Here is a 22,381-nt window from a genome sequence, read left to right as displayed (position 1 = left end):
GGGGGCCGGCAGAGTCTGCTGCAGCCCTGGCCCTGGTATGCATGTCCCTCCGCTCAGAACGCCAGCTTATCGGCCGCCTCGCGCAGACGCGTGTCCCCGCGCCGGTCATATTTCTGGGTGGTGGTGACGCTGGCATGCCCCATCGCATCGCGCACCGTCAGCAGATCTTCCCCGTTCTCCAGCATCATCGACGCAAAGGTGCGGCGCAGATCGTGGGGCGCGCACCCCGCAATGCCACTTTCCGCCCGGCGCTGGCCAAGAATGTGGTACACCGCCTGCGGGGTCAGGCGCGGTAACGTGACATCGTCACCGGCGCGGATCCGGGTGAACAGCGGCCCGGCGCCGTCGCCGCGCACGGTGTCGGTCCAGTACCGGATCCGCTGCCAGACCGCCGCCGGCATAAACGCCAGTCGCTCTTTGTTGCCCTTGCCCCGCACCCGCAGGGCCTGCGCCTCGGGCAGCACGCTGTCCGTGTCCAGGGCGATGACTTCGGCGCGGCGCAGGCCGCAGCCGAGCATCACTGCCAGCATTGCCGCATCGCGCGAGCCTTTACAGCTTGTATCCTGTTCACAGCAGGTAAACAGCGCGCGGATCTCCTCCGCGGCCAGCGCCCGCCCCCGCGGCAGCCGGCTGCCGCGCACCGTCCGCAGGGCCAGGATCTGCTGGTAGCTGTCGGTGTCCATCTGCTTCATCATCCACGCCTCGCGCGCGGTGCCTTTCAGGGCCGACAGGTAGGTGTTGACGGTGGCCGGCGCCCGGCCACCGATCTGCAGTAGCTCCAGCAGGCCCTGTATATGGTGCCGGCGCAGGCTGCCCCAGGCGCAGTGCTGCAGCGTACCGGCACCCAGCATGCTGGCCAGGATGGTCAGGCACGAGAGCATGGTGCGCCGGCTGACGGCCGAGGCCAGGCCGATCAGGTAGGCCTGCGCCGGGTTCAGTGGCAACGCGTCGCCCGGAAGGGCCAGTGCCGTGGGGCCCTGAACAGGTGATCCCTCGAAGGGTAACAAAACGGGGCGCATCGGATCGGTCATGAACAGGCGTTTCTTCTCGGAGGCAGGCCACTCCAACAGGAGGCGGCAGGGTAAAATCTGGCGGGAATTAGGCGGGCGGCCGTAAAGCTGCTTTCTCAAGTGTCATTTTAATAAGTAAAACTGTCCTGATATGGATAGGTAGATGGTAATGGTTATGTTCTCGTGCTTGGTAAGTGTCAGACGTGGCTTTACTCTAAAAGTGATCCGGCCTCTCGCTCTAGACAAATCTGACTCCGCTCGCAGGTCCGCTTTGTGCTAAAAGCGGACATCCAACAGCTCCTATATGGTAACTTGACGCACGTTTTCAGCGGTTTTCTTGTCGCAATTGGTCATGTTGATCGAGTTCATAATCGATAAACGCACCGATCATAGCCCGGTAGACTTTTTCGATAATCACTGTGGGAAGTCCTGCTTCAGTCGCCTGAATACTTACCTTATCAATTACCTGCTGGACGCGGTCTGGAGCACGCACGGCTGAATGGTCACTTTTGAAAGCTGCTGCAGCTTTAACACACTGGCTACGTTGCGCGATCATTTTAACCAGTTCACTGTCAATCTGATCGATACGATTCCTAACTTCCTCAATTGACGAAAAATTCATTGCAAACCACCTGACTAGTACATGGATATGAAAGATTACATAAATATTTGTTTCGAAACAGTTTAAAATTTGTAAAGACTGACTGAAAGGACGATAAACCAAAAAATTCAATCAAGAATATGCGGTTATTGTGAGTACGATAAAAGAGATAGGGCGAATGTCTGCTTCTCGTTCATAGCGGACACTGGCCTAAGGATCAGTCCGCTCTGTGCCAAAAGCAGATATTACTAACCCCGAACCATGATAATTTATTGGGAGCAGGTCACCGTGGGATGAACTATTTAGCGAAGTATGTGGCCGCCTTTATACTACCGAGCCTGTGTTCTGGCTGGTTGCGATGCACGAGTATCAGCAAAGGGATTTAGTCTGCATCGGAGAAAGCAGTTTTTATCCAGGCCTATTTGTTGATGGTAATGGTATTTTGCAACAGGTAAACCCTTCGATTACGGGAAAGGACGTTAAGGTGACCTGCCGCTGCTGCACACATACCTATATTGGTGATCCTGTGCCTTGGGTTGAGTGACAACGCTTCTTGACCTGTTATAAATGCATCCTCATCAGTTGTAAGAAGAATTGCAAACTTTTGCTTTTCACGCATAGTGGACTTGGCATCCACCAGTTTCTCTTTGTGCCAAAAGCGGATCTGGAAAATGTGCAATTATGATCGACAGGCAATTATCCTACGTTGTACACGAATTTACGATATGAGTAATTTTGACATGACTACGTTTTACCAACTTACTGCCACCAGTTTGAGTGGCCAGCTTATTTCTATGGCCGACTATGCTGGCAAGCTGGTTCTCGTAGTTAATACCGCCAGCCACTGTGGATTTACGCCACAATATGCTGGCCTTGAATCGCTCTACAAAAGATTTGCTGCCCAAGGTTTGGTGGTGCTTGGTTTTCCGTGCAATCAGTTCGGTAAGCAGGAACCCGGCGGTGCCGACGAAATCGCGCAGACCTGTTACATCAACTACGGGGTTAGCTTCCCGATGTTCGAGAAGGTGGAGGTCAACGGTACCTCAACGCATCCAGTGTTTCGTTATCTGAAAGATGAATTGCCTGGCGTCATGGGTGGACGGATCAAATGGAATTTTACTAAGTTCCTGATTGGACGTGATGGAAAGCCACTTAAGCGTTTCGCATCGATTTCTACCCCGAAGAAGATGGAATCCGAGATTCTTGCTGCACTTAAAAATTAAGCCCTTCAGTGATTTGAATCATTCATCTTTAAAGCACCGAGCACAACAAGTTGGTTATTCCGCAGCTTTTCTAAGTAATTTCATTTCATCAGAGGAAAGATGCTGGCATGGCACCACCTTAGAGAGGGCTTATAGCATTGCATATGAGGTATGGTTCTGAGAAGTTCTTAGGTCATATATGCCATTCTACGTTTAAAAGTGCGGGGCATTTACTGAATCACTCGCCTCTTTATCTCAAGTCATAGTTATAGTCAGTATAGGTTATTGAAAGCGAGAACCTTAGTACTTGAGACGCATGAGCCATATATCTGAGAGTTCTTCTGGGACCGCGGTCCCACTCATCTAGCAAGTCCACTTTGCAGACAAGATTCATGATGATTTTTGAGGCTATGCCTTTCAAGATACATCTGGGACCATGGTCCCAGACACATCCTAAGTGACCATGTGTCACCCAACTTTTCATGCAAAATCAGTTCTTAACAACTAATTTTTTGTCGTCAGAACCAAAAATGTACCAAAGAGCGCAATTACTCTACTTTAGGCTGTTCAAGACGTTCGAGAAGCTCTTCAAATTGCGTAATCAAATTCTGAGGCAATTTTGAACGATCCAAACTGAAAATAACCTTATTTCCCTTATAGTGGGCTGTTGCCCCGGGAAAAAATTCTCGTACCGAAGACGGCTCATTTGGCTTTTTCTTTGGAGAATTGATGGCTGCGGTCAGCTCTTTAATGACATCAATGGCATCGAAAACGACTCCTTGTGCGTGCCTTTCTGCCAGTTCACGTGCTTTTTCAAGCAATACCGTTTCTCTTCCCATAGAAACCTGATGTAACTGTTCACCTGCTCTTGCAGATAATTCACCAGGATGAGAGAAGAGGGCTATGACTTCTTGGGGTAATTTTGCTGTGTTTACGCATCGAGTGATAATCTTTCTTGATATTTTTTCTGCGTCGGCAAGCGCAGAAATATTGCCTTTAAATTCATTATCGAGTCGGTAAGCATAACGTCTACCCCTTTCGTAAGCACTGGTAGGACGATAGTCATTTCCTAGCTTACATAATGCATCCATTTGCTCGTTATCAAGTTCGCCAACCAGAACACGATATTCGCTTGACGTCAGGATTGCGGTCATACGACGGCGACTGCCATCGGCGATCTCAATCACACCATGATCTTTACGACCAAAGGCGGGATTGAGCTGTCCAGTAGCCATGAAAGAAGGGATCAGGTCATCCAGCGCCGCTGGTGTTAAAAATGCCTGAACACGTTCATTACCAGCCCAGACGTGTGTTGTCTTTTCAACAGACTCAGCAGGAATAGTCTCAAGCACAAATTTTACGTTACGGCCACATACAGGAAGCGTAATGGTATTTCCTTTGGCCATGGACCCAACCCGTGACATCAGGGAATCCACCATGGGCGCGGCAGGTGATGTTGTTGCTGAGGTCGTGTTTGCCGGAGACGTAGGTTTTGCAATAATAGGTGCACGCTTCATTACCGAATCTCCCACCGAGGCTTAATCAGCCGATCAAATATTTCATTACACACAGGTTCCCATATCGCGAGAGCATTTCTCCATGCACCAGTTGAAGAGCGCTGATCGATCGCCTGCTCAAATACAGTCCGCATGCGGATCTGACCCTTTCCTACTTCATCCGTTTCACGAACAACATTTTTGAGAACCATGCTGCCCCAGGCATCCCGAATTTGCTCTTCCATCCAAGGAGACTGGGAACCATTATTGTTACTGTATTTGGTGAGCAGGATCCTGACGTCAGGCTCGAACCCTTGCAGGTCAACGTTTTTTAATAAATCGCGCAACATATCAAAAAACTGCAACGCTGAGGTGTAATCGAAAAGTTCAGCAGGGGTAGGCACGATCAACACATCAGCCGCACAGACGACGTTGATGGTCCCGATCCCAAGGTTAGGCGCACTGTCAATAACGACAACATCATAGTCCTGAGCAACAGACTCGATAGCAAGCCTGAGCATCATATGAGGTTCAGTAGGCAATTTGCCTTCGTCATAGCGCGCCATGAGCTCAGTCTCAATACGATGTAGTGCCAAGCATGAAGGAATGATATCCAGTCCTGGCCAGCACGTCGGCTTGATGGCGTAAAACGCATCATCACGCTCTCCGAGATAGAAGGGAAGCAATGTGTTTTCCGCATTAATATGCAGATCAGGTACCCACCCATGATACATGGAGGCTGTTCCTTGGGGGTCATTGCCTTCTATTAACAGTACCCGAAGCCCTTTGAGCGCAAGATCCTGAGCCAAGTGGACAGAAACAGACGTTTTATAGACTCCGCCTTTATGGGCTGCCACACCAATCACCGGTGGAATACTTTCCTTTGGCCTGCGCAGGCGTGTCCCAAACACATCCCGCATATGATTGATCTGCTCAATCGTATAACCCACACGCTGTTCAACACGACCGCGTTTTTCCATATCTGGATAGGGAAGACGTCCTGCTTTTTCTGCATCACGGATTGCTTGCGAAGATACACCAATAAGATCCGCTGCCTCACCGACCCGCCAGCGGCGGGTAATTTTCCTGGCTTCAGGACTGTCATCATTGAACTGAGCTATCGCAATAGCTCGGGTCATTTCATGTCCTGCAGCAATACACTGATCAAGTGTGTCCATCAATCCCATGTCAAAATCCCTTCAGTTAACTTTGCAATAATTTATTAAATCTTGATGTTTGTCGCAAAGCAACAGAAAAATTGCAAACCACGCTAAGAGTTGCAAAGTTTAGGGTGATTAAGAATTAGTAACTGAGTGCATTATTTATCGCTGAAGTCAGCATTATGAAAATGCCTTGGGGGCCAGAAGAGAGGGTAGTGTTCCTGAATGTGTAGAGGAATAAAGAGGCAAGAACAAAATCTGTGACTTGGGGCAGGCTAGGCGATAAAACCGACTGATAACGCCTCAGTAGAGGCTTACTGTTTAAGCCAGATCACGGCCATTTTTCTTACGTCAGCAGGTCAGTATCTAAGCAAAACATGATGGTTGGAACATAATCTGCCTTATAAAAGGTGACTGTTCACAAACTTTAGCAGTCTTCCACATTCCAACTTTAAGTGTTTCCCATAAGCGAAGACTTTAAGTGCTTCCCATGGCATGCCCGTCCTCTGCGCCTGTGTATCAGCGTTTCTCACATATCCACAGCCTGTTTTTAAACCTTTTTTCTCTTTTTAAATCTTTTTAAACCTTTTTAGACAGCCTGCAAGCCGCGCCGGCTCTAGCCTGAGGACCTGTCAGTATGGGAAACAGTTAAAGTTCGTATGGGAAACACTTAAAGTTACTATGGGAGATGCTTAAAGTTACTATGGGAATCACCATAAGTTCGTATGGGAAATACTTAAAGTTCATAGTTCCCCACCAGCCAGCAATTATAGGTATTACGAATTGACTTACTCACAGGTCAGTTACACTATGGGAAATCCTTAAACTTCCTATGACGACTATGGCAGACACATCTTCCAATCTACCGGCGCAAAAGCGCAGTCCCCGGATCTCACAATCCAATGAAATGACACAGGCTGCCTATCATCTGTCGCTTCAAGCAAAACGGGTACTATGGCTGTGTTTTCTTCAGGTTTATCGTGAAAATGACCATGATGGTTGCTTTAATGTGCGTGTAGCGGACTATGCGAGGTTTTTTAATGTAAGCCAGACCCTGGCGAGCATTGATGTAAAAAAGGGCGTACAGGCTCTCTCATCTAACGTAGTGACGTTTTATATGGAAGAAGGTGAGTATGAAGAGCGTATGCTCCCCTGGCTTTCGGAAGTTGGTTTAAAGCGCGGGCGCGGCCAATGGACATTAGAATTCAACCAAAAAGTGATGCCATATCTGGTAGGCTTGACCCGGGAGTTCACTACATACAACTTGTATGATTGCGGAAAACTTAATAGCACACGTGTGATCCGGCTCTATGAAAGCCTTTGTCAGTACCGGTCTTCCGGTATTTGGGTTACCACACCCAAATGGTTGGCAGAACGCTACCAGCTACCGGAATCACAACGACAAAACTTTGCCGAAATGCGGCGCACATTCCTGCTGCCGGCGCTAAAGAAAATTTCAGAGAACACCCCGCTCAGTGCTGCTATGACAGAAACCGAAGACGGCAAGCTTGTATTCACCATCACCGAAAACAAAAACCGCCTGTCGCTGGTCCCAGAACTTTAAGCCTTTCCCATATTTATTATTAAGCAACGCCGCGGGTAAAGAAACAGCCTAGCTGGTCACCACCATCCGACCAAAGAACGTTATAAGTGGCACTCAGAGGCGATGGCTGCCCGCAAAGATTAAATCATCAGGTCACTAGGTATGTATGTCTTTCACCAATTACGTCTGTGACACAACTGCATAAGGAGCGTGTGTCTGTAATCAAAAACCTATATCGTTCTCGCCTCATGTGCCGATGTATGCCCAACTTATTAGCGGCTCGGTCTACATGTGAATGATGCGATCGCAATTTGTCTTATTCAAGCTGTATGACAAGTACTGTTGCACGCCGGTGTTATCAATGGGCTTGTACTCCACTAGCGGCGTTGCTGGCCGAGAATAGTTGACCGGCCCTCCCTACGCCTACGCTTAGCTCCTCCTGCCATCCTGTCCCTGCTGCTTATCCTTCTGAGGGAGTATCTGTACCTGTCAGGGAAAAAATCACCACAGCATCTCATGCGGCGGTATCTCTGATGCTCTCTGCGCTGAAACAGCCACGGCCACCCCCTAGCCCTCTTCGGTACCTAACCGGCAGGCCGGCCAGCCAGTCGTCAGCCCCACTGCGCTAACCAGCAAGCCGGTAAGCTCCGCCGAACCTCTGCGGGTTACGAGCCTGTTGGCGAGGGTCAAATGGCGAACGATAGGATTCAACCCCGCGCAGCTGGCTCACTGGCCATACAAGTGGAGTGTCTACATGTCTTGTGTCCGGTGAATTCTGTCTTACTGTGGCCCTTTCTCCGCTGAAATCTGTCGCAGCCGCGGCTTTCGTTAACCGTCCAGTTTGCACTAATTCGCACTCGTGCTACTCACTAGTACTGCAATTTTGCCATGAGCGTTGACTAATGCTTTAACCGACCATTAAGGTTGTGTTGAGGAATTTAGAAAAACAGACACCAATTTACGGGGTAGAGAAACTGCCCGCGCTGAAAAGTTAAAGGTAACCTTTATGCAGAAAAGCCGAATAGGTTCTAGCCTTTTTTATTATTAAGGTGTGATTGCCTTTTGGGGTTCAGCCTCGTGACAAGATGAAATACCGCGCCTGTCAAAGGCAACCCCCATTGAGGGGGTCGACTTTAATTCCCCCTGCCCGCCCCAACGAAAATAAATTTTCGTTGTCCCGCTATCCCCAGAGGGGACGCCCTGGTTAGAAAAAAATTATCCCCATATTCACAATCGACGTTTTTTCGCTTGCTCCGCGAAAAAAAACCGCTCCCGTTCGCTTTACCCCTTGCTGGGGGTAAAACTCACTGGCTTTATCTCATGTGAATATGGGGATAATTTTTTCGAACTCTGTCAGTGAGGCGTCTGTCTTTGTGCCTTGAGCGATATATATGTGTTATAAATTTTCCGCGCATAACTGTTGCGACATTCTACCTGTCGCGGTGCAGAGTCGAACCCGGCATTCCAGTTCATCCCCAGCGTTTAAAGGCCATACGCACCCATGTAGATGTTCATACAGGCGTATGATTTTAACTGCTGTGGCGTAATGCCGAATTGCGCCAGGTGTGGGAAGTTCTGCGAGTCTATTTGCATCAGCCTCGCCCCATATCCGGTGACCGGGTTCTTACCAATGGCGTCAGTCTTGAACCGTAATTCGTTCCATGATATTGCGCGGAGTAAATCGGAATCGATTTTATAATCGCTCGCCGCTATATCAAAACAATCATTGGCTTGGGTGCCGAAAGAGAGCACGAGCACCGAGAATAACATAACCTTTCGCATAGTCATTACCTTCTGGGGGCCGGGAATAAACCCCACTATGCCATTTTGGTGGAAAAAAGGAACCCCACGGATATGTGCAAGCCTTAAAAGCCGCTATTAAATCGATCATCCTTCTCTTTGGTACGTCATGGGCACACCCCACGCAAGATTGCATCTTGCAATATTTTAACTTTAGTTCATGAGGTTATGGCCTTAACAGTGTGGGTGAAATGGCGAGTCTGCGGAAAACATACTCGCCTTATACTCGTATAGTACTCTTGTGCGAGTATAGACATACCCGCTATATACTATGGCTAAAATTTCATTGGGTTAAGTAGAGTATAGTCTATAGTATACTCGGATAATTAATTATTTAAAGACTAGGGTATACTCTAGAGTGCACTCGCTATTTTAAGTGTCTTATGTCAAGTTTCTCAATTATTTTAAATAAATGTTCAGTTCTTTGTGTTCCTGATTTTTTAGGAGATTACGACAAGCTTATTTTATTTTCAATGTAATTAATGACTTACTTTCTATGAGTTATAATTTTTTTGTTTTCGCAGAAATAGACCTTCTTCTATTCTTAAAGTGAAGATTAATGAGTGGTGGAGAACATAGGGACTTTACATCTAATTTATTTACTCTTAAACCTTTGAGGATAAAATGTAAAATCAGGTGGTCTCTTTTGTATGTGTTTAAAAATTAGGTACATCCTTTTGTGTGGTTATTTTATCGACACATTCTTAAAAAGATTGTATTATTTAAAATAGGTATCAATAGCTTTGAAGGGATTTAGGCAAAAACGACAGAATTTGAATGATTAAAGTATACTTGGATGAACTCCCTATCAAACCACTGGCCTAGAAGGCAGGGGCCTAGTCTAGTGTATTTTGCCTAGACAAAAATATTCTTTTGCCTAGCCTCATCAGTGTATGACCTGCAAATTTAGATAGCTTGCTCAATGGGATTGAAAATGCGTAGCCAAGCGGCGCTTGAGAGTAGTTTCGGCCAAGTGATGCATATTTTCAACAATTAGTATGGTGCACTATCGCTGGCTTAACAGCACCCGTAAAACGGCATATACGGCGAAGCTAAGCTCCTTAAACATAAATGCATTATCAATGACAGCTTGCCATACTAACTAAGGCTAATAAATATCTGGTGAGATTTGGGATTTTAACTGGCAAAGATGTGACAAAGCTAAAGAAGCCACAAGGGAAGCGGAGTCGGCGGTGAAACAGCAGATCATATAGAAAATTGATAACCTATTTGTCGTAATTTAAAAAGCGAGGAGAGGCCGAAGCAGAAGGATGGCTAGAATTTGTTTCTGGCTATACCACACTGCCTAAGGAATGGCCCATCGCGGTAGGCATTCTAAAGGACATATTACGATTGAGCGATTACAGTATTTCGAATTGAAAATTTTAAAAGAGAAGTTGGATGGATAAGTTTCTTAACATGTATCGCTACCCGGAAATAATAAATGCTGTATTTACAAGGATGTAAACCGGTAACCAAATATTGCCGGACAGCATCAAACCATGACGGCGCTCAAAATTAGCGCAGAAAATGCAGGAAAGATCAGGAAATTACAGGAAGTACGCGGGTAACAAACGGCGTTTTTGAACTTGGCAGAACAGAGACGACTGAGTATTATCTATTGCAGAAATTGGAAAGCCCCCCGGCACACTGGTTCTGAACTTGGCGGAACACTACCAGGGCGACGGGGGGCTTAGGCGATAAACCTTGAAGGATTATAGCGCATGACAACTCTAAAACAACTCCATTCTGCCATAAGTGCAGGATGGGGTGATTGAGCAGACACATTCCCTAGCCCTATCCGTCTGTCCTGAGACACGTCCTGGCCGCAAAACGCGGCGCGGCGAGGCCAATGCGCTGCGTCAGGGCCTGCCTAAAATCCACCGCCGGCACGTGCCTGTGTTTACCGGCACCGTGCCGCGCGGCGCCGCCAGCAAAATGGTGGCCCGCCTCGGCGGCCATGACTGGACGCGCAACCCCGATTTAATCACGCTGCGCCAGCGGGGCTATATTCCCTATACCCGTCGCAACGATCCGACCTTTACCCCCAAACCGATGCGGACGACCGCCCGGCGCGAAAGCCGCGAGGCGCTGACGGCGCTGAGCCTGGCGCTGGCCGCCCACTGCGACTACAGCCCGGACAGCGACTACGCCTTTGAGGTGATGTGCTCGTTTGAGGACATCGCCCGGGCCATGGGGGTGCTGCACGTCTATGAGAACGGCCGCAAAGCCTATGACGTGGCGCTGAACGCGCTGGCGGTGCTGGAGCAGATGGGCACCGCAGATAACCCCTACATTGTGGTGAAACGTGACAAAGACACCGACAGCGGCCAGAACAAGGCCATGCGGATGTGGCTCGGGCCGCGTTTCTTTACCTCCCGTGGCATTGCGCTTGAGGAAGTCCGGCACACCCTGCACCAGTACCGTCAGTGGGCCATTAAACACGGGCTGAGTGAAAGCCTGAAGCAGCGCTATCAGCGCCACCTGCTGAACATGGCGCGCCACGGCATCGACATCGTGCGCAACCATGCGCTGAAAAAGATGCTCATCAAACTGCGCCGGATGGTGGTCAGCCCGGAGCTGCTGCGCGTGAAAGAGAGCACGGTGGTTGACCTGGGCCGCGCGCTGGAAAAACGGGTCGCCGGACGTAAACCGAAAGCCACCCGTCCGCACTGGCAGGCGTTTGTGCGCTGGGAAAAGACCGTCTCCCCGGTGGTGTGCACCCGCCTCCAGGCCGAACTGAATGCCGCCCATCCGGGCCTGAAGCAGACGGACGCGGAAACCTTCTACCGCCTGCTGCTCGAGAAAGCCGGCATCCGTTAGCCTGCCACCGTACCTGCCCCCTGACCTGTTACCCGCGCCCGTCGCGGGTGTTGTGCTGCCTGGCCGCCAGAAACCGCGCATTTTTCGGCGCACAACCCCCGTCTTTTAGTTACAGCATTCTAGTAAAATCTCTGTGTTCACACGACGCCGGAGCCGGCATCGGGCAGATTGATGCTAAAACAGGCAGTTAATTTCGAAGGTTTGTTGTAACTAAGCTTAGTTTCGAACATTGCTCCATAACAAAACACGTCCTTTAAAAAGGAGGTAGGACAGCATTGCCCTGTCCTGCCGTCCAGGGCATAGAAAGTTCCTCCCGACGCGTGGCGCCGGGCAGGGTGTCATCACGCACACCAGCCTGGTGGGATACGCCGGGCAGGGCGGTAAGCCCGTGCCCCTGCGACCATAAGCGCCGGCGAGCCGGCGCAACGTGCCGTAAAAGATTTCCCGCACTACGTGCGCCAAATCAACGGCACAGGGTCGCAGAAAGGCTCCTGTGCTGCTGACAGGCCGCTGGGCTTAGCAGGGCGGGGGGTGTCCAGGGGGATCTGCGCGCCGGTAACCGCCTGCGGCGGGCCTCCGCCGGCATGATATCCCGGTGTTTCGTGTGACCCGAGTTGCCGGCTTCCCCGATCCGGTGCCACACTGGGCTGATGCATAGCCATCACAGAAGGATGCCCCCATGACAGACAAGCATGTGCACGCCGAGCAGAAGACCCTGAAATTCTGGCTGAATGCCTAAAAATCCGTGGGAAAAAACGCGGTACAGCCACAGGGCTTTGTCATCCGCCTGCCCAATGGCACTCAGGATCTGTTCTACACCGAACAGGGCGCATGGGACGCCGATTTCAGCCAGGCCAGAACGTTCACGCAGCTTGAGGACGCCGCTACGCGGTGTGACCAGCTCCAGGCTGAGCCTGATCGTCTACCGCTGGACGACATCAACCCCATGATGGCCGATCTGGGGATCGTGCCGCAGTTGCAGGTGATGTTCTGGGGGAAGGTGGATAACCGGGTCAGCTATATCCGGGTGCTCTGGTAACGCCCCGTATGGCACACGGGCCAGACTACCCCCTGGGGATGGCGGAATTTAATTTATAATTATCAATAGGATAATTATGAAAAAAATGTGATCGGTGCCGAGAAAATGCGCTTGTGTGCTGGCCGGGGCCGTCTGGTCGAGGCACAGTGTTCGGGCAGCACACCCCCCAGAAGCTGCGTATAAGGACGAGTCATGTAGTCATTTTGTGCCGCCTCTTTCGACAGGGGGCGGCATTTTTTTCCCCTGGCATCCGTCTGATTTTCACCATACTGCGATCTGCACGTGCCCGGACAGCCCGCGCTGGCGGCATACTGCCGGATTGGGGTAATCGCATGGGCAGGTGAGAATGGGAAAGGAAGCTGGCACGCGGGAATTCTGGCTGCACATCGTGCAGTCAGACAAGAAACAAGATATTCGCCCAATGGGGTTTGTGGTGCGTTGCCCGGACGTGACGGGCGATCTGTTTTACCTGGGGGCGGGCCACTGGGGGCGGAACGTCACCAGGGCTTTGACCTTTGAACATCTGGCTGACGCCGAGGCGTTACAGACCATACTCCAGGCCGAACGGGAGGCTCACCCTGATCCGGCCCAGGCCCTGAACCCGGTGATGGCGGAAATGGGCCTGATGCCCCGGTTGCAGGTGATGTTCTGGGGCTTGGCCGACGGCGAACCCAGCATCATGACGGCGTTGTGGTAAATGGCCGACCAGACCTGGCCGCGGGTTATCCACAGAAACGGTGGATAAGTGGCCGGAACGGGTAGAATAGGCTGCTGGCTACACACGCCCGATCCCACACGTTTCATGGCCTGCCGTGTCAGGCCGGCAAGCCTCCTGTGTTGTCCCACTGCTGACGGCAGCAACAGCCATGTATGGGAATCAGCCCTACTTCATCCGCAGCCGGCGGTCCGCACCCGCGGCGGCGGCAGGGAATCAGCCCTACTTCTGCCGCAGCCGGTCCGCACCAGTGGTGGCGACACGGACATATATGGGGTTCTACGCCGGAACCGCCGAAATTTCCGTTACCTCAGTTTCAGCCCGGTAACCAGTGCATCCAGGTCAATAATTTCATTGCTGCTCTGGAAGGTATAATGCCCGTTCAGCAAGATATGTTGCCAGGCCACCGGCGATATCCGGGTCAAAGCCTCAATGCTCTTGTCGTTTCCTTCTGCTTCCAGCCGTTCCAGTAATCGCGACAGGATCGCTGAGTTGTAATAAACGATCGCGTTGCAGATCAACCGCCCGCACTGATTACTGATGTCTGTTTCAATGTCGTTTTTTCCGGTTAACTCTTTCTTTCCACCGACTTTGGCGACGGCAGCACGGAGCTGGTGATAAGATTCAATCCGATTCTGGGAGCGGCGGATGTTTCGTTCCAGTTGGGGATCGCGCAGATACTTCAGGGTGTAAATACTGCGAACCAGCCGGTCATATTCAAATACTGCCTGTCTTGTCGGATTAGCCGTTGTATATGTGCATAATTTGCGGATCAGCGTTCCCTGCGTCATTTCCTTCAGCCCCAGCGTGGCGACAATGCGCTCGAGATTGCTTTTTTCACGGGTAATAAGTTCCAGGTCAATCTGTCCGGCAGGCTGAATCAGGCACTTCTTATATGTCGAGGGCTCTCTGGTACAGTATAACTCCGACAACTGTCTGTTCAGGTCAGTAAAATGAGGTTCAAATCGAAGGCCAAACCAGTGCAGGATCGCAAAGTTGGCTTTGTTGATGCTGTGCATGTCTCCGGTAATGGCCGCAGGCTTCACGGCTGAAGTGTTGCGGTACCAGATATCAAAGACATGGTGGCCTTCGTACTCGTTTGTGCCAATCAGGTATCCGTTGATTGGGATGTGGTTACACAGCAGTGTGTAAGCCACCATGCCTTTACCGCGACCAAAATATTTACGTGAGTATCGGGCTTTCACTGTCGGACGCTCAACACCAAATTTCTGCCCGTCAACGGCTCCATAAAGAGTCTCCGGATCAAACGAATAGAGCGGGAAGACCGGCAGTGCTTCTATGGCATCGGTGATACAGTCATTGGCCGTCAGCAACGACGCCAGGCGAAGGTACTGTTCGTACGTGGTTTCCAGAACATGGAACGGAATATCGCTGGTTCTCGCCATGACATGATTACCATGGTTCATCGCCTGCGCAACGATGACCGCCATCAGGCTGTCTGCATGCGCTTCTTTTTTGGCATAACGGGGTTGTAGCGGCTTCATAGAATGAAGAAATCGGCACTGTTCGTTAACAAAGCGGAAAACATCGGTCACATCGCAGAATGGTAGCTGCTCATAAAAGCGCTTGTTCTGCTCCTTATTACGACTGACCACTGATTTATGCCAGGTCAGCTTCTGCGTTTCTTTATCGTATTCCAGATGTTTTAGCTTCCCCTGCTTCAGCTCACGGTTGAAGGCTTTCCACTGTCGGTGCAGTTCGGACTCCAGCACCTTTAGCTGCGTTTTAATCGGCTTTTGCAAAAATGGGATGTTCATTTCAGCCAGCACGGAGGCCTGTTCCCCTTCCTGTACCAGTTCATCAGAAAGATGGCGGTGCCGGAGACTGTCATTGAGGTGGAATTCACCAGCCTGAAAACGCTTTCTTATCTGGCGATAGAGCCAGAACTCATAGCGTCCGGCATTCAGGCCTGTGGGTTCACCATCCTCACCGTATTCCAGCAGATATGGACGCAGCCGTGCGGGTAACGTTTCAGGCGGGCATTCCTCAAGTGACCGCTGCGAAAGTATCTGCTTTTTGTCGAACACCATTCGGAGCCAGTGCAGCGCCTCAGCCCACGGACTGTCCCGGACCACGCTGGTGAGGTCGAGTGACAGGTATAATGGCCGCAGGTGACGACGGATTAATGCTGTCATACCGTCCACGGCCTGCCACTGTAGCGCCAGTCTGCTGACGGGTTTTACACTCATGCGCTGCGCGGTACTTTTCAGTGCCTCCCGTGGCATGATTTTCCAGGCACGCCGGCGGACTTCACCAAAGGTCGTGGGGTCAGGAACGCTGTCATCAACATAAAGCGACAGCAGACGCCCGATTTTGGATGTTTCGCGTCGGTGTTTTTCCTGTACATCAGCCATAAGCTGTTTAGCCACGCTGCGGCTCTCATCTTCGAGCTGTTTCATATGGAAGAACATCGCATCCACCAGGTTATCGCTGAACTGGCGATAACGAACCCAGGCATAGCACAGCAGGTAAAGGCGGGTCTGTCCGGCCTTCAGGTTGCGGAGATCGTAAACGGTATAGAAATTTGCCAGGCTGGCATAGTACAAAAGGTTTTGCTGGGAAATATTCAGTGCCGGTAAGATGTCACAGGCTTTGCGGTGCAGTGGCTCCAGGATGGCCCGTTTTTCCCGTTCGTGGACCATCTGGCGCCAGCCAAAGTCACGCGCATCCTGCCTGAGAACCGCGAGCCGGGAAAGCGTATCATCACGCTCAATCAGCTTATCCAGCCCGGTAATTGTCGTGTCATCAAGCCGCTCCGCCAGAATATGCCCCAGCCGCAGCCTTTCATCAGAAAGAACCCGGCTCACCACCTCCTGGAGCGTGGTGTAACCAGGGCGGATGATTTTATGTTCGTTGAGCCATATGATCAGTTCCGTGGCGACAAAGCCAGGAGTTACATCACGACGAACAATGTGAATGGCCTGATATTCGAGTTGTGAAAACAGTGCAGATGACCACGGCCGGTAACCGTACAGGGCGCAAATTTTTTCCCGTTGAACATAGCGCTCATGCTTAGTGAGGGTCTGCTCAGTAAGTGGCTCACCGTGAAAATAACGGCTCAGGATAAAATTACAGTCATCCTTAACATCGTCCCACCCGAAGCGGAAAAACAGGTGTTTGGCTTTAAAGTAAGCGATCTGGAGGATGCAATAAATTTGAGCGTGAAGCCCCTGACGACTACAGGCCAGTGCCAGCTCAGCTTCATCCAGATCCAGAAATTCCAGCCGCTGTGCATCATCGAAATCAGGGAGGCCATACAGCGCTTCCTGCTCGGCATTATTTAAAACAGCCAGTCGTTCACTTTTGCCTGTCGCTTTGCCACGAGTAGTCATCCTGACCCCGATTAATCATGTCCGTAAGAGGATCGCTCTGCGGACAGTTAAAATGAAATTTTGCATCCAGGGAAAATCACTGCTGATGTTGTCTCATATAGCTGGTACGATATCAATCTCTTTCATGGCCCCTTAAACGTACACATTTATGACTGAAATACGGATCGGGTATGCCCGGTGCTCCACAGACCGGCAGGATTTGACTGCTCAGCAGGAGGCTCTGATGAAACTCGGTGTTTCCCCGGACAGAATTTATGTCGATAAAGGGCTGACCGGATCAAACCGGCAACGCCCCGGACTGGATCAGGCCCTGGCTGCCGTACGTAACGGAGATACTCTGGTTGTATCGAAACTTGACCGGCTGGCACGTTCAGTTCCTGACGCGCGGGAGATCGCCGATGCATTACAGGCCAGAGGCGTTAAACTGGCACTGGGGACCAGTCTTTATGATCCTGCAGACCCGATGGGGAAAATGTTCTTTAATGTGCTGGCCACTTTTGCTGAATTCGAGGGCGATCTGATTCGCCTTCGTACCCGTGAAGGGATGGCTATAGCCAGAGAAAAAGGTAAGTTGAGAGGAAAACAACCCAAACTCTCTAATAAACAACAAAAAGAGCTGTGCCGTATGCACGATACCGGGCAATATTCAATCAGCGATCTGGCGGAATTGTTTTCTGTATCACGTCCTACTGTTTACCGGACCCTGACCCGGGGGCGGGCATGTTGATTCAGCCTGATCCGCAATTCTGTAAAGGCACATCTGCCGGGGAAAAGGACTGGCTTAATTTCTGCCGTGATAACGAGACGGGTATAGAAAGCATAAGTGCTCACTTTCATGGCCATGCTTACGATCCACATGACCATGATGAGCTTCTGGTCGGTATCACTCAGCAGGGACTGCAGCGTTTCAGTTGTCGTCGTGCTGTCCATACCAGCCACCCGGGGCGTGCCATACTGATCGAACCTGGCGCAGTTCATGATGGCCATGCGGCGGAAGATGAAGGTTTCACCTACTCCATGTTGTATCTTCCTCAGGTATGGGTCTCTGACATGATGGCTCGGCGAGGTCTGGGTGATGTTTCTGCTCTGGAGGCGGTATTTCGTCATACGTTAACGGATGACCCGTTGCTAATCAGCGCAATACAGCTGGCGTTTATGGCTGTTCACCATGGTGAAGGACGCCTTGCGCGCGATCAAAGTCTGGATCATCTCATTTCTCTTCTCTCACGCCATATTGATACCCGCCCTCAGTCTTTTTTGAATGATTCACTGGGGAAAATTTATCAGCTCAGGGATTATCTTCATGATCATATGTCTCAGGATACGGGTCTGGAAGAGTTATCACGGCAGTGTGGCCTCGATCGCTTCAGGTTAAGCCGGCAGTTCAAGAATGTGTTCGGGCAGTCTCCTCATGCCTATCTTGTCCGGTTGCGACTTCGGACGGCCCGCAGATTGCTTGCACAGGGAAAAGAGCCTGTCCTGGTGGCTTCTCTGGTCGGTTTTTCTGACCAGAGCCATATGGGCCGCTGGTTCCGGCGTGCATACCGGTTGTCCCCGGCGGCTTACCAGCGCCTGTGCACAAACGTTCTAGACTGACAGACTGAAGATCTCCGATCATCTTTTATTAAATGATGACACCTGGAGTGCTTTTGCTCATGTTTGACACAAAAATTGCCTTTATTGTCCGTAATGACCTGCCCACCTGGCAGCGCCTCAATGTCGTGGCCTTTCTGGCCACAGGTATCGCTTCGGCTGCGCCTGAAATCATGGGGGAAGCCTACGTCGATTCGCTTGGACGCCGTTACGGGAACATGTCCGGGCAACCCATGCTTATTTTTGAAGCAGACCTTGCCGGACTTCAGAAAGCACACAGCAAAGGACTTGAGCGTGAGCTGGTTCTGATCCCTTATATCCATGCCATGTTCTCCACCGGACATGATGAAGCCAACCGACAGGTTTTTCTGAAAGAAGATGCCAGTCAGCTTGATCTGGTTGGACTGGCTATACGCGGTCCTAAAAAAGCCGTGGATAAGGTTATCAAAGGGTTGTCCCTGCACCCGTAACCGGGGGCTGATTATTCAGGGCGAATACCAGAATCGTATGAAAAACGGGTGGCAATCACCTCTCTCTGTTTATCTCTTGTAAACCCGTTTTTCTTCACCATAGTTATTGGTTACAGATGTATAAATTCCATGGCAAATTACACCTGCAATTCACATAAAGACAACTACGAAACCGTCTTTTTTTCATACAGCTATCGCGATTGTTCCTCGTACAGTGATTTTAACGGGGAGGTTCGATGAGTGCTGCAACCCTGCTTTCCTTTTGGTTTTTTTCCCTTATGTTCGTTATGACACCAGGTGCTGACTGGGCATATGCCATTACTGCCGGAATCCGGGGACGTCAGGTTCCTGCAGTAACAGGGCTGGTCTTCGGATATGTTGTCCTGACAATCGTTGTCGCGGCCGGAATTGGTCCCCTGGTTGCAGGTAACACAGCGGCGATGGCATTACTCACCGTCATGGGGGCTCTCTATCTGGCGTGGCTTGGCATTGGTATGCTCCGTCACCCTCCGGCCCCCATCGCTGTGGGAGAAGAGGTAGGCCAGGTCAGCTGGCGCTCGGCAGCAATGAAAGGTGCTCTTGTCAGCGGGCTGAATCCCAAAGCCTTTATGTTCTTTCTGGCGTTCCTCCCTCCCTTTACCGTCTCAGACGCCGCCTGGCAGATCCCGACTCAGCTTTTCACGCTCGGAATGGTCTATACCGTCAGCTGTTCTGTCGTCTATATGCTCGTGGGTTATGGCGCAAGCATCGTACTCAGCACCCGACCGGCGGCAGCCTGTTTTGTTGGTCGGGTGTCAGGGATCATTATGTTATTACTCGGTGCCTTCCTTTTATATCGTCAACTTTCACATTATTAAACTCACAGTGAAAAGGAACACAAACAGCTCATTGTTGACTGGCACTATTTAGTTCGAACGAACTCAGACAACACACAACTGAACAGAATTAAAAAATATCTGCGGACTGTTTATGAAATCAGAACTGAATATCCGGGAGATGATCGCTCTCGGATTTATGGCATTTGCGCTTTTCCTGGGTGCCGGAAATATTATTTTCCCGCCGTTTATCGGTATTCAGGCAGGGAGTAATGTCTGGACGGCGGCTGCCGGCTTTCTGCTGACGGGAGTAGGATTGCCGGTGCTGGCCATTATCGCACTCGCCCGGGCGGGCGGTGAACTGGGGAATATCATCAGTCCGGTAGGCCACGTGGCGGGGAATCTGCTCATTATTGCCTGCTACCTTTTCATTGGACCTCTTTTTGCCTCTCCCCGGACGGCAACAGTTGCTTATGAACTGGGGCTGGCACCTCTGGCTGGTCATAGCCAGTCAGCACTGGTTATCTACAGTTTTTGCTATTTCACGCTGGCGGCACTGATTTCTCTTTTCCCCGGTAGATTACTGGAGTCTGTGGGGCAGGTGCTGGCACCACTGAAGATCGTAGCCCTTATCGTATTGTGCTGTGCCGTCTTCTGGCTGCCGGATGTTCCCGCACCGGCCCCCGAAATGCATTCATCACTTCCCCGTTTTCGGGTGGGATTGTGAATGGCTACCTGACGATGGATACCCTGGCCGGACTGGCGTTTGGTCTTGTTGTGGTGAATGCCATCCGTGCCCGGGGACTTCATGACCGGCACCATATTACCCGTTACACAACCAGGGCCGGAATTATTGCCGGTGCCGGCCTGGCCGTCGCTTATCTGAGTCTTTTTACGCTTGGGCTGAAAAGTGTTTCCCTGATACCGGATGCGGCTAACGGTACTGAGGTATTACATGCCTTCGTGCAACATGTTTTTGGCGACCGTGGAGTTCTTTTTTAGCCGTGCTGATGTCGCTGGCCTGCATTGTCACGGCAATTGGACTGACATGCTCCTGTGCAAGTTATTTCAGTACACTGACTCCCTTCGGCTATAAAACCCTGGTGATTTTTTTCGCCACATTATCTTTCCTGGTTTCCTGCATGGGGCTGAATGCGTTGATTCGGATCTCCATCCCGGTACTTATTATGGTGTATCCACCGTTTATTACATTAATCGTGTGTGGCTTCTTCAAAGAGCGTTTGCCGGAACCGGTGAAGGTGATCGCACCGGCAACAGCTGTCGCATTTGTTTGCGGAGTTCTTGATGGTCTTCATGCGGCAGGACTGACTAATTGGGTACCATCCGTTTACCTCCGTTTACCTCTCTCAGATCAACAGATGAGCTGGCTGTTGCCCACCGCTGTGGTCCTGCTGATAGGGTATTTTATGTCGCGAATAATGAGAACGCCGTCGATATTATCCGGGGTGAAAAAATGAATGGGTATATAAACGCGGGCTCTTCGCTTTCATCATCAATCAGCCCATATGCAGAGGAAACAGGCATGAAGACCGTTATGATCCCCTGCATTGTAACTGCGCTGGCGATATTGTTTGCGGGCGGAGAAAATTTGCTATGGCGAACCACAGATTATTACCCCTCGTTTCTTGCCGGCGTACGCGACGTTGATAATGTTACCCTGCTGATCCCGACCGCAATGAAAGACATATGTGGCAATCAGCGTCCTGTTCCGGAGTTAAAGAAAAAACGAAACGGCCTGTATTTACGCTGCGGAACACCGGGGATTGAGGGCGTCTGGCGAATAATTGTCCCTGATGTCCGACGGACTGAATAAATGTGTAATGACAGTTAATAAAAGTTAACCAGGAAGCTGAATATGGCAAAGACCACTCTGACACAACTGAAACTGATGAAACAGCAGGGCGAAAAGATTGCCATGCTGACCTGCTATGATGCGACATTTGCACACGTAGCCAGTACTGCGGGTGTGGATATGCTGCTCATCGGCGATACATTAGGTATGATTTTACAGGGACATGACAGCACATTGCCTGTCACTGTGGATGACATGGTTTATCACACAGATTGTGTGAGGAAAGGTAATACCGGGAGTTTTATCATCGCTGACATGCCATTCATGTCCAGTATATCCCCCGAACAAACATTGTGTAACGCAGGAAAGTTAATGCGGGCTGGAGCACAGATGGTCAAACTGGAAGGGGGCGAATGGCTGGCTGACGTAATCCGCCAGTTGACCCGACAGGGAGTACCCGTCTGTGCTCATATTGGGCTCACGCCACAATCCGTTAACGTTTTCGGTGGGTTTAAGGTTCAGGGGCGAGGCCAGGAGCAGGCTGATGATTTGCTCGCTACAGCCAAAAAACTGGAAGACGCAGGAGCGGCCATGATCCTGGTTGAAGCAGTTCCAGCCTCTGTTGGCAGAATGTTGAGTAAAACCGTATCGGTGCCCGTTATTGGTATTGGTGCCGGGGTTGATACCGATGGGCAGGTCCTGGTTCTGCACGATATGCTGGGCCTCAGTTTATCCGGTCATACACCTAAATTTGTGCGCAACTTTATGTCCGGGCAGGAGAGTATTGGCGCAGCAATCAGATCCTATGTCTCCGCAGTAAAAAACGGTTCATTTCCAGCCAGTGAACACTGTTATAAAGAATAACTTTGTTCCTCATTGTTGAGTATGAGCCGGGGCATTACGTCCCGGCTCATGCCGGAAATTTCGGCGGTTCCGGCGTAGAACCCC

The 22,381-nt window shown here is 50.7% G+C and carries 16 protein-coding genes and 3 pseudogenes; 13 read left to right on the top strand and 6 right to left on the bottom strand.

All coding sequences use genetic code 11. The features are described from left to right. Window positions 1–53: 53 nt before the first annotated feature. Both ACK3SD_RS20630 and ACK3SD_RS20625 read right to left on the bottom strand, forming a co-directional pair. Window positions 54–1,031, bottom strand: a complete 978-nt coding sequence (locus ACK3SD_RS20630; RefSeq protein ID WP_481128091.1) for a tyrosine-type recombinase/integrase — start codon at window positions 1,029–1,031, stop codon at window positions 54–56. 304 nt (window positions 1,032–1,335) lie between these two features. After that, a complete protein-coding gene (locus ACK3SD_RS20625) occupies window positions 1,336–1,632 on the bottom strand; it encodes a chorismate mutase (RefSeq protein WP_481128090.1) in 297 nt (98 codons plus the stop codon). A 265-nt stretch (window positions 1,633–1,897) separates the two neighbouring features. Here ACK3SD_RS20625 and ACK3SD_RS20620 point away from each other — a divergent pair. Both ACK3SD_RS20620 and ACK3SD_RS20615 read left to right on the top strand, forming a co-directional pair. Continuing rightward, window positions 1,898–2,155 (top strand): annotated as a pseudogene (locus ACK3SD_RS20620) (hypothetical protein); the annotation flags it as partial. Between the two features lie 196 nt (window positions 2,156–2,351). Next, a complete protein-coding gene (locus ACK3SD_RS20615; protein ID WP_481128100.1) occupies window positions 2,352–2,834 on the top strand; it encodes a glutathione peroxidase in 483 nt (160 codons plus the stop codon). A 527-nt stretch (window positions 2,835–3,361) separates the two neighbouring features. On the opposite strand, the gene ACK3SD_RS20610 is transcribed toward ACK3SD_RS20615, so the two are convergent. Next, window positions 3,362–4,330, bottom strand: a complete 969-nt coding sequence (locus ACK3SD_RS20610) for a ParB/RepB/Spo0J family plasmid partition protein (RefSeq protein ID WP_481128089.1) — start codon at window positions 4,328–4,330, stop codon at window positions 3,362–3,364. Further along, window positions 4,330–5,496 (bottom strand): plasmid-partitioning protein SopA, encoded by a 1,167-nt coding sequence (gene sopA / locus ACK3SD_RS20605; protein WP_481128088.1) that lies wholly within the window; start codon window positions 5,494–5,496, stop codon window positions 4,330–4,332. Before sopA ends, ACK3SD_RS20610 begins: the two co-directional genes overlap by 1 nt. An 814-nt stretch (window positions 5,497–6,310) precedes the next feature. On the opposite strand from sopA, the gene ACK3SD_RS20600 reads away from it, so the two are divergent. Further along, the gene (locus ACK3SD_RS20600) at window positions 6,311–7,033 is read left to right on the top strand and encodes a replication initiation protein (RefSeq protein WP_481128087.1); all 723 of its coding nucleotides are present in this window, start codon (window positions 6,311–6,313) and stop codon (window positions 7,031–7,033) included. A gap of 1,332 nt (window positions 7,034–8,365) precedes the next feature. Here ACK3SD_RS20600 and ACK3SD_RS20595 read toward each other — a convergent pair. Then, window positions 8,366–8,794, bottom strand: a pseudogene (locus ACK3SD_RS20595) (transglycosylase SLT domain-containing protein). Between the two features lie 1,917 nt (window positions 8,795–10,711). On the opposite strand from ACK3SD_RS20595, the gene ACK3SD_RS20590 reads away from it, so the two are divergent. The 3 genes from ACK3SD_RS20590 (at window position 10,712) to ACK3SD_RS20580 (ending at window position 13,371) form a co-directional block, all read left to right on the top strand. Next, window positions 10,712–11,635, top strand: a complete 924-nt coding sequence (locus tag ACK3SD_RS20590; RefSeq protein ID WP_481128086.1) for a Replication protein — start codon at window positions 10,712–10,714, stop codon at window positions 11,633–11,635. Between the two features lie 745 nt (window positions 11,636–12,380). Next, the gene (locus ACK3SD_RS20585) at window positions 12,381–12,674 is read left to right on the top strand and encodes a hypothetical protein (RefSeq protein ID WP_481128085.1); all 294 of its coding nucleotides are present in this window, start codon (window positions 12,381–12,383) and stop codon (window positions 12,672–12,674) included. A gap of 346 nt (window positions 12,675–13,020) precedes the next feature. Continuing rightward, window positions 13,021–13,371, top strand: a complete 351-nt coding sequence (locus ACK3SD_RS20580; protein WP_481128084.1) for a hypothetical protein — start codon at window positions 13,021–13,023, stop codon at window positions 13,369–13,371. A 323-nt stretch (window positions 13,372–13,694) separates the two neighbouring features. Here ACK3SD_RS20580 and ACK3SD_RS20575 read toward each other — a convergent pair whose 3' ends face one another. Next, entirely contained in the window at window positions 13,695–16,742 is a 3,048-nt protein-coding gene (locus ACK3SD_RS20575) for a Tn3 family transposase (RefSeq protein ID WP_481128083.1), read from the bottom strand. A gap of 148 nt (window positions 16,743–16,890) precedes the next feature. On the opposite strand from ACK3SD_RS20575, the gene ACK3SD_RS20570 reads away from it, so the two are divergent. The 7 genes and pseudogenes from ACK3SD_RS20570 to panB all read left to right on the top strand — a co-directional run bounded on the left by ACK3SD_RS20570 (window position 16,891) and on the right by panB (window position 22,297). Beyond that, window positions 16,891–17,469 carry a recombinase family protein gene (locus ACK3SD_RS20570; RefSeq protein WP_481128082.1) on the top strand — a complete coding sequence of 193 codons (579 nt, stop codon included), beginning with the start codon at window positions 16,891–16,893 and terminating at the stop codon, window positions 17,467–17,469. After that, on the top strand, window positions 17,463–18,338 hold the full coding sequence (locus ACK3SD_RS20565) for an AraC family transcriptional regulator (RefSeq protein WP_060591435.1): 876 nt from the start codon (window positions 17,463–17,465) through the stop codon (window positions 18,336–18,338). Before ACK3SD_RS20570 ends, ACK3SD_RS20565 begins: the two co-directional genes overlap by 7 nt. A gap of 59 nt (window positions 18,339–18,397) precedes the next feature. Beyond that, window positions 18,398–18,805, top strand: a complete 408-nt coding sequence (locus ACK3SD_RS20560; protein WP_060591430.1) for a DUF2000 domain-containing protein — start codon at window positions 18,398–18,400, stop codon at window positions 18,803–18,805. 236 nt (window positions 18,806–19,041) lie between these two features. Continuing rightward, a complete protein-coding gene (locus tag ACK3SD_RS20555) occupies window positions 19,042–19,662 on the top strand; it encodes a LysE family translocator (protein ID WP_481128081.1) in 621 nt (206 codons plus the stop codon). A gap of 112 nt (window positions 19,663–19,774) precedes the next feature. After that, window positions 19,775–21,098 (top strand): annotated as a pseudogene (brnQ, locus tag ACK3SD_RS20550) (branched-chain amino acid transport system II carrier protein). A gap of 65 nt (window positions 21,099–21,163) precedes the next feature. After that, window positions 21,164–21,454, top strand: coding sequence for a hypothetical protein (locus ACK3SD_RS20545; protein ID WP_060210599.1), 291 nt, complete (start codon window positions 21,164–21,166; stop codon window positions 21,452–21,454). A gap of 42 nt (window positions 21,455–21,496) precedes the next feature. Further along, entirely contained in the window at window positions 21,497–22,297 is an 801-nt protein-coding gene (panB, locus tag ACK3SD_RS20540; protein WP_064357890.1) for a 3-methyl-2-oxobutanoate hydroxymethyltransferase, read from the top strand. Window positions 22,298–22,381: the final 84 nt, after the last annotated feature.

It is taken from the genome of Chimaeribacter sp. YP20170169, assembly GCF_056739715.1.
This window is presented reverse-complemented; position numbering and strand designations above follow the sequence as displayed.